Here is a 14,466-nt window from a genome sequence, read left to right as displayed (position 1 = left end):
AACAAATGCCAAGAAAAGTTGTACAAGGTCCTATAAGGGACAAAGAAAAAACAAAGCAAAAATTGCTTGCTGCTGTTGGTAAAATTCTGAGAACCAAAGGGTATTCAGGGTTGAAGGTGAGTAAAATAGCAGCAGTGGCAGGATTTGATAAAAAATTAATTTACGAATATTTCGGAAGTACCGAAAAACTTATTGATGAATATATCAGATCTCAGGATTACTGGAGCAAAATGAACCAGGATAATATTCATGTGGATTTTTCTGATGGAGGAAAAGAACTTTCTAAAGTTGCCATCCTGAATCAGTTTGAGCATATCAAGAAAAATAAAGAACTTCAGAAAATTATTCTTTGGGGATTATCAGAAAGTAAGCCGATCCTGAAAAAAGTAGCAGATGAAAGAGAAGAAATGGGAGAAATGCTTTTCACGAACATCGTAGATCCGCACTTTAAGGATAAAGCGGTAAGATATCGTGCCATTGCAGCACTTCTGGTTTCCGGAGCCTATTATCTTAATCTTTACACGGCACACAATGCAAGTGTATTCTGCGGAATAGACTTAAAAAGTGACGAAGGCAGAAAAGAAATCGAAAAAGCAATCACAGAGATCATCGATTTTGCTTACGAAGAAAGATAATATGAGAAAAGTTTACTATTGTCAGAACAGAGTTATTTTAAACGTAATTTAAAAGAATTTCATTTTTAAGTTACAACAATATTTCTTATTTTTGGCCAATGGAAAATTTTATCGTATCTGCACGAAAATATCGCCCACAGCAGTTTGATACTGTTGTTGGGCAGTCTCATATTACGGATACTTTAGAACACGCTATTGAAGAAAATCAATTGGCTCAGGCATTACTGTTCTGTGGTCCGAGAGGAGTAGGGAAAACAACCTGTGCCAGAATTCTGGCAAGGAAGATCAATGAAAAGGACGGATCAGTTTCGGAGGACGGTTTTGCCTATAACATTTATGAACTGGATGCCGCATCGAACAACTCTGTGGATGATATCAGAGAATTGATCGATCAGGTACGTTTTGCGCCTCAGGTTGGTAAATACAAAGTGTATATTATCGATGAGGTTCATATGCTGTCTTCGGCAGCCTTCAACGCTTTCCTTAAAACACTTGAGGAACCGCCTGCTCATGCTATTTTCATCTTAGCAACTACAGAAAAGCATAAAATTATTCCTACGATCTTATCCCGCTGTCAAATCTATGATTTTAAAAGAATCGTAATTGAAGACATTCAGGGACATCTTAGGAATATCGCTCAGAAAGAGAATATTCAATATGAAGATGATGCGTTGTATCTTATTGCCCAGAAAGCAGACGGTGCTTTAAGAGATGCACTTTCCATCTTCGACAGGCTCTCTACTTTTTCCCAGAAGAATATTACTTTGGCAAAAGCTGCAGAAGTTTTAAATATTCTGGACTACGATCAGTACTTAAAAATTGTAGATTTAGCCAAAGAAAATAAAATTCCCGAAGTTCTTTCCGCATTTAACGAAATTGTGAAAAAAGGATTTGATCCTCATATTTTCATTGCAGGATTGGGAAGTCATTTCAGAGACCTGATGATGGCTCAGAATGCTTCAACCATTGATCTGATAGAAGTAGGAGAACAGACCAAATCCAAGTTTGTTGAACAGGCCCAGAAATGGAATCCACAACAGCTTATTGATGCTATTGAAATTTGCAATCATGCAGACATCAATTATAAGAATTCTAAAAATCCAAGACTTACGGTAGAAATTGCATTAATGCAATTGGCTTCTTTGACGGCTAATTCAGACGTTGCTAAAAAAAAAAGTTTATAATTCTGGCTCCGTTTCTCAGTGAGAAGCAGGAAGTCAAAATTCCCGTAAAACCTACGGAAACTCAGGAACAGAAACCTAAACAGGAGCAATCCTCTGAAGATCCGGAACTTCCTGTTGCTGCAGAGATCAAAAAAACTTCAAAACCTTTATCCAGACCCGGAATTTCTTCAGGGTTCAGCATCAACTCTTTTTTAAACAAAGAACAAACAACTGTTGTGGAAGAAAAAGCAGTACCCAAAACAGAACAGCTTCCACAAAATCATTTTACCGAAACAGATCTTCAGGCAGAATGGAATTTACAGCTCAAGCAGCTCCAGAGAAAAGACGCCATTATTTTCAATGCCATTAAATCTTTCAAAATGATAAAATCCGGAGAAAATGAAATTACCGTTTTATTTCCTTCCGATTCTGCAAAAGCTGAGTTTGATAAAGTAAGCCGTGAGTTTTTTAACCATTTTAAAACAAAAGTTCACAATCACTCCATTCAGGTTATCTATAAAAGAGATGCCGAAAACCTGAAAGTAGAAGTAATGACTCCAAGAAAAAAATTCGAGAAATTTGTTAAATTAAATCCACTTTTGAAGGATCTGGATGATCTGATGAAATTTGATTTAACATAATTATATTTCTGATTGTCCGTAATTTGTCAGAATAAAAACCTCTGCGATCTTGGTTAAGTTTTAACGCCTCTGCGAACCTTAAAAACAGTTTGTTTATAAAAAATCTTTGTGTGCTTAGCGTTAAAATCAGGCATTATGATTGATAACGGATAATCAATATTATATTTCAATGCCTGCTTTCTGCAAAATAATGCTCAATAAAAGTATTGTAATTTTTATCTGAAAAAAAATATGGTACTTAAAACTCTTTTTTAAATAAAATTTATATATTTGTCAGACAATTGAAAAACAAGACATCAGTTTTTCAGTTAAAATATAAACCGAAAATCTAGAAATAGATAGTTTATTTTGGAAAAATTAATAAAGTCATATCAATCTGTATTTGCTCCTGCTGAATTCTTTAGCGGGCAATTTGGCTTTTCTTTTCCGTATTTTAGAAATTTCAGAACGTATTATCGATTTTATTATTGGTACTGCTAGTATAAATTTCTTTCAAAAAAATCTACAGGATTATAGATTTCTTCTTATTTCCTGATTCCTTAAACAAAATTTAACGGCTTTTTTTAGAAAGAATTATAAAGTAATTTTATAATACTTTTTTGTGTTTGGATATGAACAATAATGATAATAGTAAAATTAAAAATATGAATTTAAAAGACTTAAAAAACGAGTGGATTAATGAATTCCAGCAGCCAATGATGATTGCAGGACCGTGCAGTGCGGAAAGTGAAGCACAGATGCTGGAAATAGCAAAAAGAATCAGGGAAACCAATGCCAATGTTCCGGTTTTCCGTGCAGGAATCTGGAAGCCGCGTACAAAACCGAACGGATTTGAAGGAGTAGGAGTAATCGGTCTGAACTGGCTGAAAAAAGTGAAGGAAGAATACGGTTTCAAAACAGCGACGGAAGTTGCCAATGCACACCACGTTTTTGCAGCTTTGGAAGCGGATGTAGACATTCTTTGGATCGGGGCGCGTTCTACGGTAAATCCTTTTACAGTTCAGGAAATTGCACAGGCATTGAGAGGAACAGACAAAACCGTGTTGGTAAAAAATCCTGTAAATCCGGATCTTGCTTTGTGGATCGGAGCTTTGGAAAGACTTTTAGGTCAGGGAATTACCAATTTAGGCGTTATTCACAGAGGATTTTCTACGTATCAGAAAACAAAATACAGAAACAATCCGAACTGGCAGATTGCTCTGGATTTTAAAAGTCAGTTCCCGAATATTCCGATGCTGATCGATCCTTCGCACATCTGCGGAAACAGAACAGGTTTGGCAGATATTACGCAGGAAGCTTTAAACGTAGGTTACCAAGGCGCCATTATAGAAACACACAGCAATCCGGATGCAGCTTGGAGTGATGCCGCACAGCAGATTACACCGGAAGTTCTGGCTGAATTAATAGGAAATTTAAAAGTGAGAAATTCCGGATTGGCAGGATTTGAAGGAGAAATGGGAAGACACAGAACGTTAATTTCTGATATAGATTTTCAACTGATTGAAATGCTTGCGCAGAGAATGAAAATTTCTGAAAAGATCGGAAAGCTTAAAAAAGAAAACGATATCGCGATTTTCCAGCCGGAACGTTGGAAAGAAATTACGGAATATGCCACTCAGAAGGCTGTTGAGACCGGAATGACGAAAGAATTTATCGAAAAAGTATTCAAAGCCATTCATGAAGAGTCTATCGAAGTTCAGAACAGCATTATGATTAACAGATAATCTGGATTTTGAATTTTAGAGTGACAGAGTAGGAGCGTTTGTGAGTTGTTGATTGAATAGCAATTCTATACCATGTATAAAACGCTCTTACTCTAAAACTTTAAAACACTCAAACTAAATTTCCTATATTTGCAGCATCTTACAGTATGAAAGGAAAAATCATTAAATCTACAGGAAGCTGGTATCAGGTTTTGGAAATGGAAACCGGGAAAATCTTCGAAGCAAGAATTCGCGGAAAATTTAAATTGATTAAAACAAGACTTACCAATCCGCTTGCTGTAGGAGATTTTGTAGAATTTCAGCTGGAACAGGATGACATTGCGTGGATTACAAAGATCGAGCCCCGCAGGAATTATCTCATCCGAAAATCTGTAAACCTTTCAAAAGAAGCACACATCATCGCTTCAAATATTGATCTTGCCTGCTTTATTTTCACTTTAAAACATCCCGAAACTTCACTTGGATTTCTAGACCGTTTTCTGGCGTGTTGCGAAGCATACAATATTACTCCCTTGATTTTATTCAATAAAATTGATGTTCTGCATGAAGAAGAAATTGAAATTGTAAAGGATATTGAGTTTCTTTACAATGAAATCGGCTATGATGCTCTGGAAATTTCTTCCTATTCAAAATTAAATCTGGAAAAGCTGCAGGAATTGCTGAAAGACAAAACGTCAGTTTTCTTCGGACATTCAGGCTGTGGAAAGTCTACTCTGGTGAATGCTTTGCAACCGGGACTTAACCTGAAAACTTCTGAAATTTCCGATACGCATTTAAAAGGAAAACATACGACCACCTTTGCGCAGATGCATTTCTGGGATTTTGGCGGAAATGTTATCGACACTCCCGGAGTGCGTGAATTTGCCATGATCGACATCGAAAAAGAAGAGGTTCAGCATTATTTTCCGGAGATTTTCAAAAAAAGAGAAGAATGCAAATACCACAACTGTCTTCATATCAACGAACCGAAATGCGCGGTAATCGATGGTCTGAAAACCGGAGAAATTCAGCATTCAAGATATTCTACCTATATTAAATTAATGGAAGAGGCGGAAGAAGCTTCTCAAAAATAATTTCTATTTTTCGGAAATTTCTCCATTATTAAAGTAACTTGTCTAAACTTTTTTACCGCAAAAGAAGCAAAAGATTGTAACACTTAAGTTGTTTAAGTTTACTATTTAAATGGAAAGAAAGGGCACATAAGTTAAAAAAATCAAAGATTTTTTCTCTTTGCAGACTTTTGAAATACTTTAAATAAATCCAATAAAGTCCTTTGTCTCTTTTGCGGTTAAATTTAAAACTAGTTTAAACAAACTTAGTTTTAAAATGGTTGTCCGCGACTTATCATCATTAAAAAAAAATTAGATTCTTTGAACTTCGTTCGCATCCGTTCAGGCTGTGTCATCTTTACTGAACCTTTGTGAATCTATGCATAAAATTAAGCATTATGATTAATGAAGGACAATCAGGAGTTTTAATAATGAATTTCAATTTCTCTTGTGCAAAAATTTTTTACTCACAGAATAAGTTTCGAACTATTTTAACCCTGCATTAAATTCCAAATTCTGGATGAACAAAGTTTAATATTTGGAATTTAAAATTTAAATAAACGTTTAATTCTTTTAGATACCGGAAGTTAGGCGTAGTTTTTGGGGAATTACAGTCAATAAAAAACCCAGCCGAAGCTGGGTAAAAACTAATAACCATGAAAACTCAAATTAAACATGAGAATCACAATAAAATAAACAATTACTGTGCCAAAGTTTCGTTCACAAAACCTTAACAAATGTTATTTTTATGTTAAAAATATTTTAAAATTAAAATCAAAAGAATTTTTTGTATTTTTGCGCCATTAAAAAAATATACATTTATGTCTAACATTACATTCACTATGATTAAGCCTGATGCAGTTGCGGACGGACATATCGGTGCTATATTAGGAAAGATCGCAGAAGGTGGTTTCAAAATCAAAGCAATGAAATTGACTCAACTTACTGTTGCAGATGCAAAAAAATTCTATGAAGTTCACGCTGAAAGACCATTCTACGGAGAATTGGTAGATTTCATGAGCTCTGGACCTATTGTTGCTGCTGTTCTTGAGAAAGACAATGCGGTAGAAGATTTCAGAACTTTAATCGGTTCTACTAATCCTGCGGAAGCTGCAGAAGGAACAATCAGAAAAATGTTTGCAAGAAGCATCGGAGAAAACGCTGTTCACGGTTCTGACTCTGACGAAAACGCTCTTATCGAAGCAAAATTCCATTTTTCAGGAAGAGAAATTTTCTAAGAAAAATCATTTTCAAAATAAAAAATCCGGAGAAACTTTCTTCGGATTTTGTTTTTTACAGATTACTTTCAATTGCGCCAACTTTTTCACGGTATAATTCGAGCGGTTGATCAAGAAGAACGGCAATAACAGTTAGGTTTCTATCCAGTTTCTCTTTGGGTACATCAATATAAATAATTCCCGGAACCTCACTCCAGTAAAGCTTATTGTATATTTCATGGCTTAATAAAGTTCCTTCACCCACGATACGGATTCGGGCAATTTCGTTTTTAATACCTTTTAAAGCGATCGGTCCGGTCGGAATTCCTTCCACAAAAAGATAAAGGGTCTGTCTGTCTTTGGAAAGTACAGAGTTTCCTGAAAAATGACCTTCTGGAAGCCCTTTTTCGGTTTCATAAAGTGCTTCTGCGTGTTTGCTGATCCAGTTTAGAATTTCGGGATTGGTTTTGCCGGTTTTGGGAAGTTTCATTTCCATTCCGTCCTCTGTTAAACCTGAATTTTTGAAGATGTTGTTTCCCGAATGAAGCTGTTCTGCAATTTCATAGACTGTCATTTTCGTATTTTTATTTTCTAAAGTTTCAGAAAGAGATAAATTAGGCTTATCATTTTGTACTCTGATCATAGGTTCGTCAATTGATATTTCAACAACGGTTACGTCCTGATCAAATTTTACATGGGAAAAATTGAAAGTGAAATCTCCATTACCGTTACTTTTAATATCAATCTTCGCTTTATCGTCTCCAAGAATTCTGGCAGAAATAATATTGGTCATTAAACCGTATATTTTTACAAAGTCTTTGGCTTCTTCAAGGTAGAGAAATATTTTTTTCCGGTCTTTAGAAAATGCAGATTTTCCTTTATAATTGTCGAATGGCAAACCTCGTGTTGTTCCATAAATGGCTTCGGAATTTTTTGTTGTCCATCTTTCTAAGTTCTTTAAAATTTCAACCTGCTGTTCCGGAATGGTTCCGTCTTCTTTCGGAGCGATATCCAACAGTAGATTTCCACCCATATTAATCACGTCCGCCAAAGTTCTTACGATCATATTCGGAGTTTTATAATGATTGTCGAAGGGCTGAAATCCCCATGAATCATTCATGGTGTAGCAAAGTTCCCAGTAATTGCTTTGAGGCTTTACTACAGGAATTCCCTGTTCCGGAGTTTCGTAGTCCCCATGATTTTTCAGTCTGGAATTAACGATAATGTCCGGATTGAATTTTTTCAGATTTTCCAGTGTTTCCGTAGCACGCCATTCTTCTGATGAGTGTTCCCAATCTCCGTCGAACCACAGAAGATCAGGTTTCAATTGTGAAGAAAGTTCATTTAATTGATTCTGATAATAGGTGACAAAATTTTCCCAGCGTTTCGGATCATTTTTAATTTCGTAACGTTTTTTTGTCCGGGTATTGATGTCGTAATAAGGATGGCTCCAGTCGGGAAGGGAATAGTAAAGTCCGGTTTTCAGTCCGGAATTTTTTAACACAGAGATAAACGGAGAAAGCACATCTTTTTTGGCTAATGAATTTCTAGGAATGGTAGTCGATTTTTCAGCTTTTGAATCCCAAAGGGCAACACCATCATGATGTTTTGTGGTAATCACGGCATATTTTGCGCCGGAATTTTTAATCAGTTTTACCCATTCATCAGGTTTATATTTTGCAGCCGAAAAACCATTGAGCTGTTTCATGTAATTTTCATGACTGATGTAATTATTGAAAAAAGCCCATGATTCCGGAATTCCGTTTACAGAATAAATTCCCCAATGAATAAATATTCCGAGTTTGGCATCCTGAAACCATTCCATTTTTTGATTTTCCTGTAGCTGATTCTGTGCAGGATATTTTCCTGAAGATAAAACCAGACCTAAAGACAATATGCCGATTAATTTCCCTTTCATTTTTTCTTTTTGTGATCTAAAAATACTTAAAAAGAACTTCATAGAGCTCCTGTATTTATTATTGAATGATTTAAACCTTCCTGTTCTTCGGGGTTAAGTAAAAATACCGAGATTAAAATTCCGTGTTTTTACGGATGTTTTTGTCCTCATTTATTGCCATCTTTACATCAGCATTAGAGAAGGAAAATTTAAGCATTAAACTCTTCAAAACTAATAACCATTAAAGGCTCAGATTTTCATTAAGAAGAAAGGCAACTCAACGGAGTTGCCTTTTTGTTTGTATTGAAATGAAATTAAATTTTCAGTAATTCGATCGTTCTTTCCGGATTTTCTGCTGAGAAAACTGCATTTCCTGCAACCAAAACATCGGCTCCGGCTTCGAAAAGCTTAGAGGCGTTGTCGATATTTACACCACCGTCAATTTCAATTAATGCTGTCGAATTGTTGCTTAAAATTAAGTCTTTCGTTTCCGCAATCTTCTTGTAAGTGTTTTCGATGAATTTCTGCCCTCCGAATCCCGGATTTACACTCATCAGCAAAACAAGATCTACGTCTGCAATAATATCTTCCAGCATCAGAACCGGAGTGGAAGGATTTAGCACAACACCGGCTTTTGCACCCAGACTCTGAATATGATGAATCGTTCTGTGAAGGTGAGTACACGCTTCGTAATGCACCGATACAAGATCTGCTCCGTGATTAATGAATTCTTCCACATATTTTTCAGGCTCTACAATCATCAGATGCACATCTACAAATTTTTTGGCGTGCTGCTGAACGGTTTTCATTACCGGAAATCCGAACGAAATATTCGGAACAAATCTTCCGTCCATTACATCTACGTGAAACCAGTCTGCCTGAGAATTGTTCAGCATTTCGATGTCTCTTTGCAGGTTCCCGAAGTCTGCGGATAAAAGGGATGGAGCAATAAGCTTCGTTTTCATTTTTACTTTTTACTTTTAACTTGTCTCTTTTAACTTCTGTTAATGATACTTCAGTTTCATTTCCGGCTGAATTCTCAGAAGTGTTTCGTAGATCAGTTGGATTACATTTCCTACGTCTTCTTTGGAAACCATTTCCACTGTGGTATGCATATAACGCAAAGGTAAAGAAATTAATGCACTCGGAACGCCGCCGTTAGAATGCGCGAAAGCGTCGGTGTCTGTTCCCGTAGCGCGGCTCGCTGCTGCTCTCTGGAAAGGAATTTTCTTTGTTTTTGCGGTGTCGATAATTAATTCTCTGATGGTGTGATGAATGCTTGGTGCGAAGAAAACTACCGGTCCGTCTCCACATTTCTGGTCGCCTTCTTTTTTCTTTTCGATCATCGGAGTGGTGGTATCGTGCGTAACGTCTGTCACGATCGCAATATTAGGTTTGATAGTATCTGCAATCATATCTGCTCCATACAAACCTACTTCTTCCTGAACGGAATTGGTAATGTATAATCCGAACGGAATTGTTTTTTTATTTTCCTTTAAAAGTCTTGCCACTTCAGCAATCATAAAACCACCGATTCTGTTGTCTAAAGCTCGGCAAACGAAATAGCGGTCATTCATTTCGAAGAATTCATCGGGATAGGTAATCATGCATCCTACATAAATTCCCATTTCTTCCACTTCTTTTTTGGAAGTTGCCCCGCAATCGATGAAGATATTTTCAATTTTTGGAGTAGGCTCATTCTGGTTGACTCTTGTGTGGATTGCAGGCCATCCGAAAACGCCTTTTACAATTCCGTTTTCACCGTGAATATGAACCACTTTGGACGGAGCGATTGTCTGATCAGAACCTCCGTTTCGGATCACGTAGATCAATCCGTCGTCTGTAATATAATTTACATACCAAGAAATTTCATCTGCATGCGCTTCAATCACTACTTTAAATTCCGCTTCAGGATTAATGATTCCGTAGCAGGTTCCATAATGATCCACTTCAATTTTGTCTACATAAGGCTTAATGTAGTCCATCCATACTTTTTGTCCCTCATGTTCGTATCCAGTCGGAGATGAAGTGTTTAAATATTTCTCTAAAAATTTTAAAGATTTCTTTTCAAATTTCATAAAAAGGAATGATTTTTGCGTTCAATTTTTGTTCTAATACGCGTAAAAATAATGAATTTTAGTAAGATTATTTGTCTTTTTCTCTTCTTTTTTGGAGTCAGTATTTCGGCTCAGAAGGATTCCATCATTGCGAAACCTTTAAGTCAGTACCCTGCAGAACTTTTGAAAACAGATGAATTCGGCAATAAATATTTCTATGATGAAAGGCAGAAAGCAAGAATCTATGAAATCAATGGGGAAACCGTCGTGGTAATGGATGAGCTGGTTTTGCTGAATAAACCGAAATTCAATAATCAGCTAGATCGAAACTATTATTATTTCTTAAATAAAAAGCTTTACAGAGTATATCCGTTATTTTTAACTGCTTTACAGCAATACAGAGATATTCAGGGGGAAATGACGAATATGGACAGTAAGGCAAAGCGAAAATACATCAGAGACCGACAGAATATTCTTGCCGATCAGTACGAAAAACAGCTTCGTGATCTTACGACAACAGAAGGACAGGTTTTTGCCAAACTGATGAACAGAGCAACCGGAAAAAATGTCTACGAAATCATTAAAGAATTAAGAGGAGGATGGAGTGCTTTCTGGTGGAATGTAAAAGGAAAAATGGCAGATATTGATCTTAAAGACCCCTACGATCCGCACAAAAATAGAACAGACGAATATCTGGAATCCCTGCTTCAATCTAATTGGAATTCAGGTTATCTTCAGCCTTATTCCGGAGCGAGCAGTTTTAAAGTCTACAAATAATATCGATCATAAAAAATTCCTGTAACGATCTTACAGGAATTTTTCTTTTAATTTATCAAAAACAATTTTGTCGATGGGCAACGGAAACGGATTTTCCGGTCTGTCGATCTCAATCCATTCTGTTTTTTCGATGCAGGGATCAAGAATCAGGAAATCGCCTTCGTTAATGATGTTTACAATATAATATATGGTAAGAAGCTGTTCATTTTCTCTGAAACGCGAAACCAGAAAATCTTCCTGCGTATAAAAATGTTCCACAACTTCTATTTTTACATTCAGCTCTTCATCGAATTCTCGATGCAGACAATCTATTAATCCTTCTCCAAACTCCAGTCCGCCACCCGGAAATTTCATTAAAGGTTCACCTGCGTATTCTTCAAATAAAGTAAGGACTTTTTTATCTTTTACCGCACAGGCGTAAACTCTAATGTTGATCTTATCTATCATATATAATAATTTGTTAAAGCTAATTTAGGGAAAATTTGTCGGATGCCCGAAGACAGGATCTGGAAGTTTACGGCTTATTTTAATTTTTTTAACCTTAGATTTACATACTCAAATGTATCAGGAAGCAAATTTTTCCAGTCTTTTGTCGAATGAGATATTTAGATTTCTCCGAAATGACAAACTTTTAGGATGAATTAAAAAAACTTCAATATATAATAAGGTATACATTCAAAACTTTAAAGACTATAAAACATCAAGTAATAAAACCTCCATCTTCCAGCCTCAAGCTTCCATCTTCTTTCTCCCTTCCTTACAACTTCACCGCATTAATCATCTCTCTTTTTCCCGGAGGTCCCTGCTTTTTTTCAACGTTAAAATTCAGTTCCTGAAGAATTCTTCTCACGCTTCCTTTCGAAGAGTAGGTTGTTAATAATCCGTTAACAGCCATTTTATCCGAAACCATTTCAAAAAGAGGCTTTTCCCAGAGATCGGGCTGTACTCTTGCTCCGAAACAATCGTAATATACCAGATTTATTGCTGGTAAATCGATATTCTTCAGATCAAAAAAATCACATTCTATCTTTTTTAAGTTGAAACCACTAATGATTTCTTCTGACTTTTCCCATTCTGCCAGATGAATTTTTTGATAAATATTTTTGAATTCGGGGTTATCGAAAAGCTCAAAATAGGCTAAATCGTTAATTTCCGATTCACTTATGGGGTATTTTTCAAGGGTAAAATAGTTGATGATATGATTTTTGTCAGTTTTTAAATATTCATTAATTGTTACCAAAACATTCAAACCTGTTCCAAAACCGAGTTCTAAAATATTAATTTCGTAATCATTTATCAGATTTAATCCATTTTTGATAAACACGTGTTCGGCTTCCTGTAATGCACCATGGTGTGAATGATAGTTTTCATTTAAATCAATGATAAACAGTGTTTTGCTGCCGTCGTTTGTGGTCTTAATTTCTCTTTTCAAGCTATTTTTTTACAAATTTACTCTAAAATTTTTATATTTAGAAAATTATGTTAAATTTGTAGAACCTCATAAAAAATTTTAGAAATGATAATTCAAAAAACTGAAAACTCCCGAATTTCTACATTCGACCCAAACAATTTTTCATTCGGAAATACTTTTATCGATCATATGATCATCTGTGAGTACGAAAACGGAAAATGGGGTGATGTAAAATTGGTTCCTTATGGTCCTTTGGCATTTACACCGGCAATGATGGGTGTAAATTACGGACAGGCTTGTTTTGAAGGCATGAAAGCCTATAAAGACAAAGACGGACAGGTTTTCCTTTTCAGGCCCGAAAAGAATTTTGAACGTATCAATAAGTCGGCAAAACGTCTTGCCATGCCGGAAATAACGGAAGAAATGTTTTTGGACGGACTGAAAGCATTGGTGGATATCGACAGAGAATGGATTCCTTCCGGAGAAGGTATGTCTTTGTACATCAGACCATTGATTTTCGCTACAGAAGAAGCATTGAAGGCGAGAGTTGCCAATAAATATATGTTCGCGATCGTTGCAACTCCTGCAAAGATGTATTATACAGAACCTGTTTCTGTAAAAATTTCAGACCACTATTCAAGAGCGGCAAGCGGTGGAGTAGGTTCTGCTAAAGCTGCCGGAAACTATGCGGCTTCTTTTTACCCGACTCAGTTGGCAATTGAAGAAGGGTATGAGCAGATTATCTGGACTGATGACGCTACTCATGAATATTTCGAAGAAAGTGGTACGATGAACGTTTTCGTAAGAATCAACGATACCATTTATACACCTCCGACTTCAGAAAAAATCCTTGACGGAGTTACAAGAGACAGCTTCATCCAGTTGGCTAAAAAGAGAGGAATTGAAGTAAAAGTAGAACCTATTAAAGTTCTGGATGTTATAGAAGCTCAGAAAAACGGAACTTTAAAAGAAGTTTGGGGAGTGGGAACAGCAGTGGTTACTACCGTTTTCCAGGCTTTAGGCTACAAAGGAGAAAAGCTTGAATTGCCAAGATTATCAGACGAAGAAAGCTTCGCAGTTACTTTGAAAAACGATCTTGTGAATCTTCAGACAAACCTTTCAGACGATCCTTTCGGATGGAGAGTTTTAGTGGATCACGTATTGGAAACAGTTTAATTTTTTAAATGTTAGATATTGAAAAGCCGGAAATTTTTTCCGGCTTTTTGTTTTAAATTTTAACGTTTAGATAGATTTCAGATTTTAAGAGTTTTAATATCATTTTTATAACTTTAAATAAAGCGTTTAAAATTAAAATCAATTTGATTTTTCTTAATGAAGCTTAATTTCTTAAATCTAAATCTTAATGGTTTATTTTTTACACAAAGATTATATTTGGAATTGTAATAGTAAAAAGTATTACAGTTGGTATTCGCGGTGTCACTCCTGCCGAAGAGTTTTTTAGTTCGAATTTTTTATTTATTGTTTAATGTATTATATACTTTGCCTAGATCCTTTCAGGATGACAATTCTACTGTAAATAGATTTGAGAAAGCATAACAATTTTACATTGAAAAAATCCGCGTAATCTGCAAAATCTGCGGGAGATAATTCAAAAGATTCTTCACTCCATAATGCTTCGCAAAATTTCAATCAGAATGACATGGGATTGTTAAAGATTTTGGGAGATAAAAAGAATTGTTGACAATTATTCATTGTTTTGTTTTTCGTTTAGTATTCGCGGTGTCACTCTGAGCCTGTCGAAGAGTTTTTTTCGAGCCTTTTATTTATAAATTGTTGTTTTTTAAAGTTCTGTGTTTAGATCCTTTCAGGATGACAAGCTGCATGATGATTATCTCTCGCAGATTATGCAAATTTCGCAGATGATGAATTAGAAT

At 35.7% G+C, this 14,466-nt stretch carries 13 protein-coding genes; 8 read left to right on the top strand and 5 right to left on the bottom strand.

Annotated features, from left to right (window positions below; all coding sequences use genetic code 11):
- The first annotated feature begins 5 nt into the window (after positions 1-5).
- The 6 genes from WFH39_RS17280 (at position 6) to WFH39_RS17255 (ending at position 6,450) form a co-directional block, all read left to right on the top strand.
- Entirely contained in the window at positions 6-635 is a 630-nt protein-coding gene (locus WFH39_RS17280; RefSeq protein ID WP_214589582.1) for a TetR/AcrR family transcriptional regulator, read from the top strand.
- Positions 636-733: 98 nt separating this feature from the next.
- Positions 734-1,819: a DNA polymerase III subunit gamma/tau gene (dnaX, locus tag WFH39_RS17275; protein ID WP_290261647.1), complete on the top strand. Its 1,086-nt coding sequence runs from the start codon at positions 734-736 to the stop codon at positions 1,817-1,819.
- A 215-nt stretch (positions 1,820-2,034) separates the two neighbouring features.
- Positions 2,035-2,439, top strand: a complete 405-nt coding sequence (locus tag WFH39_RS17270; protein WP_336690781.1) for a hypothetical protein — start codon at positions 2,035-2,037, stop codon at positions 2,437-2,439.
- 644 nt (positions 2,440-3,083) lie between these two features.
- Positions 3,084-4,163, top strand: a complete 1,080-nt coding sequence (locus tag WFH39_RS17265; RefSeq protein ID WP_288460825.1) for a chorismate mutase — start codon at positions 3,084-3,086, stop codon at positions 4,161-4,163.
- Between the two features lie 146 nt (positions 4,164-4,309).
- Positions 4,310-5,236 (top strand): ribosome small subunit-dependent GTPase A, encoded by a 927-nt coding sequence (gene rsgA, locus WFH39_RS17260; protein ID WP_336690780.1) that lies wholly within the window; start codon positions 4,310-4,312, stop codon positions 5,234-5,236.
- A 797-nt stretch (positions 5,237-6,033) separates the two neighbouring features.
- On the top strand, positions 6,034-6,450 hold the full coding sequence (locus tag WFH39_RS17255) for a nucleoside-diphosphate kinase (RefSeq protein WP_076390425.1): 417 nt from the start codon (positions 6,034-6,036) through the stop codon (positions 6,448-6,450).
- Positions 6,451-6,505: 55 nt separating this feature from the next.
- Here the strand turns inward: WFH39_RS17255 and WFH39_RS17250 are convergent, their stop codons facing one another.
- The 3 genes from WFH39_RS17250 to chrP all read right to left on the bottom strand — a co-directional run bounded on the left by WFH39_RS17250 (position 6,506) and on the right by chrP (position 10,404).
- A complete protein-coding gene (locus WFH39_RS17250; protein WP_336690779.1) occupies positions 6,506-8,347 on the bottom strand; it encodes an alpha-L-fucosidase in 1,842 nt (613 codons plus the stop codon).
- Between the two features lie 293 nt (positions 8,348-8,640).
- A complete protein-coding gene (gene rpe, locus WFH39_RS17245; RefSeq protein WP_076390423.1) occupies positions 8,641-9,291 on the bottom strand; it encodes a ribulose-phosphate 3-epimerase in 651 nt (216 codons plus the stop codon).
- A 39-nt stretch (positions 9,292-9,330) separates the two neighbouring features.
- The gene (chrP, locus tag WFH39_RS17240; RefSeq protein ID WP_336690778.1) at positions 9,331-10,404 is read right to left on the bottom strand and encodes a chryseobasin maturation metalloprotease ChrP; all 1,074 of its coding nucleotides are present in this window, start codon (positions 10,402-10,404) and stop codon (positions 9,331-9,333) included.
- A 51-nt stretch (positions 10,405-10,455) separates the two neighbouring features.
- On the opposite strand from chrP, the gene WFH39_RS17235 reads away from it, so the two are divergent.
- Positions 10,456-11,160 (top strand): DUF4294 domain-containing protein, encoded by a 705-nt coding sequence (locus WFH39_RS17235; protein ID WP_214589586.1) that lies wholly within the window; start codon positions 10,456-10,458, stop codon positions 11,158-11,160.
- Positions 11,161-11,190: 30 nt separating this feature from the next.
- Here the strand turns inward: WFH39_RS17235 and WFH39_RS17230 are convergent, their stop codons facing one another.
- Positions 11,191-11,607 (bottom strand): NUDIX domain-containing protein, encoded by a 417-nt coding sequence (locus WFH39_RS17230; RefSeq protein WP_336690777.1) that lies wholly within the window; start codon positions 11,605-11,607, stop codon positions 11,191-11,193.
- Positions 11,608-11,917: 310 nt separating this feature from the next.
- Positions 11,918-12,592, bottom strand: a complete 675-nt coding sequence (gene mnmD, locus WFH39_RS17225) for a tRNA (5-methylaminomethyl-2-thiouridine)(34)-methyltransferase MnmD (RefSeq protein ID WP_336690776.1) — start codon at positions 12,590-12,592, stop codon at positions 11,918-11,920.
- A gap of 84 nt (positions 12,593-12,676) precedes the next feature.
- On the opposite strand from mnmD, the gene WFH39_RS17220 reads away from it, so the two are divergent.
- On the top strand, positions 12,677-13,747 hold the full coding sequence (locus WFH39_RS17220; protein ID WP_214589588.1) for a branched-chain amino acid aminotransferase: 1,071 nt from the start codon (positions 12,677-12,679) through the stop codon (positions 13,745-13,747).
- The last annotated feature ends 719 nt before the right edge of the window (positions 13,748-14,466 follow it).

Origin of the sequence: Chryseobacterium sp. MMO-72, assembly GCF_037146035.1 — a bacterium.
Taxonomy (GTDB): Bacteria; Bacteroidota; Bacteroidia; order Flavobacteriales; family Weeksellaceae; genus Chryseobacterium; species Chryseobacterium indicum.
The sequence above is the reverse complement of the archived record's forward strand: the minus strand, read 5'-3'. Positions and strand labels throughout refer to the sequence as shown.

What these genes read in the sequence shown, in the direction of transcription:
- dnaX (WP_290261647.1), top strand. Translation starts at nt 734, where the DNA reads ATGGAAAATTTTATCGTATCTGCACGAAAATATCGCCCACAGCAGTTT.
- chrP (WP_336690778.1), bottom strand. Translation starts at nt 10,404, where the DNA reads ATGAAATTTGAAAAGAAATCTTTAAAATTTTTAGAGAAATATTTAAAC.
- WFH39_RS17235 (WP_214589586.1), top strand. Translation starts at nt 10,456, where the DNA reads ATGAATTTTAGTAAGATTATTTGTCTTTTTCTCTTCTTTTTTGGAGTC.
- rsgA (WP_336690780.1), top strand. Translation starts at nt 4,310, where the DNA reads ATGAAAGGAAAAATCATTAAATCTACAGGAAGCTGGTATCAGGTTTTG.
- WFH39_RS17265 (WP_288460825.1), top strand. Translation starts at nt 3,084, where the DNA reads ATGAATTTAAAAGACTTAAAAAACGAGTGGATTAATGAATTCCAGCAG.
- WFH39_RS17230 (WP_336690777.1), bottom strand. Translation starts at nt 11,607, where the DNA reads ATGATAGATAAGATCAACATTAGAGTTTACGCCTGTGCGGTAAAAGAT.
- WFH39_RS17220 (WP_214589588.1), top strand. Translation starts at nt 12,677, where the DNA reads ATGATAATTCAAAAAACTGAAAACTCCCGAATTTCTACATTCGACCCA.
- WFH39_RS17250 (WP_336690779.1), bottom strand. Translation starts at nt 8,347, where the DNA reads ATGAAAGGGAAATTAATCGGCATATTGTCTTTAGGTCTGGTTTTATCT.
- WFH39_RS17280 (WP_214589582.1), top strand. Translation starts at nt 6, where the DNA reads ATGCCAAGAAAAGTTGTACAAGGTCCTATAAGGGACAAAGAAAAAACA.
- rpe (WP_076390423.1), bottom strand. Translation starts at nt 9,291, where the DNA reads ATGAAAACGAAGCTTATTGCTCCATCCCTTTTATCCGCAGACTTCGGG.
- WFH39_RS17255 (WP_076390425.1), top strand. Translation starts at nt 6,034, where the DNA reads ATGTCTAACATTACATTCACTATGATTAAGCCTGATGCAGTTGCGGAC.